Annotated in this window: 2 protein-coding genes; both read left to right on the plus strand. The window is 70.6% G+C overall.

The annotated features are described in order from the left end of the window. Positions 1 to 1,168: serine/threonine-protein kinase (locus tag ACYVE9_RS22995; protein WP_461029801.1), on the plus strand; the 1,168-nt coding region annotated here is incomplete at its 5' end. Positions 1,169 to 1,339: 171 nt separating this feature from the next. Then, the gene (locus tag ACYVE9_RS23000) at positions 1,340 to 2,338 is read left to right on the plus strand and encodes a TerC family protein (protein ID WP_461029802.1); all 999 of its coding nucleotides are present in this window, start codon (positions 1,340 to 1,342) and stop codon (positions 2,336 to 2,338) included. Positions 2,339 to 2,456 lie beyond the last annotated feature (118 nt).

Below are 2,456 nucleotides of genomic sequence, written 5' to 3' on the forward strand. Positions count from 1 at the left end.
CCCTCCGCCGCCCCCGCCCGAGGCCGACCGGCCCGCGCGACCGGTCGCCGGGGACGCCGCCGGCTGGTCGATGGACGAACGCCTGTACAACCAGATCTGGGGCATGTTCGAGGACTACTCCCGCACGGTCGCCGCGTACCGCAGCGCCGTGGACTTCGCCGACTCGCGACGGGAGCAGGAACTCGACCGCGCGCTCAGCGACCCTCGGGCCCGGTCCGGTCCGGCCGCCGACGCCGTGCGCACCGAAGCCGGCGCGCGCCACGCCGAGTTGGTGGAGCGGGCCAGGGCGGTGCTCGACCGCGACCGCGCGCAGCTCGTCGCCGAGTACGTTGTGGTCGAGCCGGCCCTGCCGCCGTCCTTCGCCCGTTGGGACAACCCCGTCTGGCACGCCTACCAGCCGCCGATGGAAACCCCCATGGCGATGCGGCTGGGAGACCTCAGCCTCCCCGAGCGGGCCGATCTGCGCATACCGCTGCTCACCCGGCTGCCCCTGGAACGCGGCCTGTGGATCGACCACGGGCGCACCTCCGACTCGACCGGCGTGTTCGCCCCGGAGGAACTGCGGACCCTTGCGGGAGGCCTGTCCACCGCCCTCGCCACCAGGCTGCTGGCCGTCTACCCGGTCGGCGACCTCACGCTGCACGTCATCGACCCGGCCGGGGCCGCCGGCGGCGCGCTCATGCCGCTCAGCTCGGCCGGCGTGCTCAGCAGCCCGCCGGCCCGGACAGCGGCCGACGTCACCCAGCTGCTCACCGCCCTCACCCGCCGGGTCGACCTGGTGCAGATGGCGGTCCGCAACCGGGCCGCGGACGCGCTGCCGCCGGACCTCGACCCGGCCGAGCAACTGCTGATCGTGCACGACTTCCCGCACGGCTTCGACGACCGCGGAGTCACCCAGCTCCGCTACCTCGCCGACGAGGGCCCACCGGTGGGCGTGCACCTGATGATGGTCGCCGACCGGGCCGATGCCGACTCCTACGGTCCGGTGCTCGACCCGCTGTGGCGGTCGCTGCTGCGCATCACGCCGGTGCCCGACAACCACCTCGCCGACCCGTGGGTCGGCCACCAGTGGACCTATGAGCCGCCGACGGTCCCGCCCGGCAGCGGTGTCCTGAGCCAGGTGCTCGCCCGGCATGCCGACGCCCGCCGTCGCTACGGCACTTCCTAGGGCCGCCCTTTACCAGCCTTTGACCATCGGGTAATCTCTTCGCAGCGGAGGGGAGTATTCCCTGCTGCGGTGCTCTCGTCAGTACGGACCGATCAACTGGTCCCGGGACACCGGCTCGTGCCGTGCACGAGTGGAAGAGACCTCCGGCCACACGAGCCGGAGGCTTCCCCTGTGGATGTGACCCTGCCCATCTGGGCGCTGACCGTTGTCGGTCTGTGCGCCCTCATCGCCGCCGACTTCTTCATCGGCGGGCGCAAGCCCCACGAGGTCTCCCTCAAGGAGGCGGGCACCTGGACAGCGGTCTGGGTGGTGCTCGCCGCCCTGTTCGGCCTCGGTCTGCTCTACTTCGCCGGCGCGCAGCCCTCGGGTGAGTTCTTCGCCGGCTACATCACCGAGAAGTCGCTGAGTGTCGACAACCTCTTCGTCTTCGTGCTGATCATGGCCAAGTTCGCGGTGCCGCCCGCCTACCAGCAGCGGGTACTGATGATCGGCGTGCTCATCGCGCTGGTGCTGCGGGCGGTCTTCATCGCCGCCGGCGCCGCGCTGATCGCGAACTTCTCGTGGGTCTTCTTCATCTTCGGCGGGTTCCTGATCTGGACCGCCTGGAAGCTCATCCAGGAAGCGCGGGCCGACCACACCGACGAGGCCTACGAGGAGAACCGCTTCCTCAAGCTCGTCGAGCGGCGCTTCCCCTCCACCGACGAGTACCACGGCACCCGCCTGTTCATCCGCCGCAACGGCAAGCGGCTGATGACCCCGATGCTGATCGTCATGCTCGCCATCGGCACCACCGACGTGCTGTTCGCGCTGGACTCCATCCCGGCGATCTTCGGCCTGACGCAGGACCCGTACATCGTCTTCACGGCCAACGCCTTCGCCCTGATGGGCCTGCGCCAGCTGTACTTCCTCATCGGCGGCCTGCTGCGCAAGCTGGTCCACCTGTCCTACGGCCTGTCCGTCATCCTCGGCTTCATCGGGGTGAAGCTGGTCCTGCACGCCCTGCACGAGGCGGGAGTGCACGTGCCGGAGATCAGCATCCCGGTGTCGCTCGGTGTCATCTGCTCCGTCCTCGTTGTCACCACCGTCACGAGCCTGGTCGCCAGCAGGCGGCAGGCGGTCGTCAAGGACAGCGTCAAGGACAGCGACGAGGAGTCGGCCGGCGTCAGCTGACCAACGTACGCCGCCCCGGCCGGTGCCGACCGCAGACCTGCGGGACGTCACCGGCCGGTGTGCTTGCTCCCCGGCGATCGGGCGCGTGCGGCGCCCCCGGCGCCTCAGGGGACGGCTC

The organism is Streptomyces sparsus, assembly GCF_054776295.1.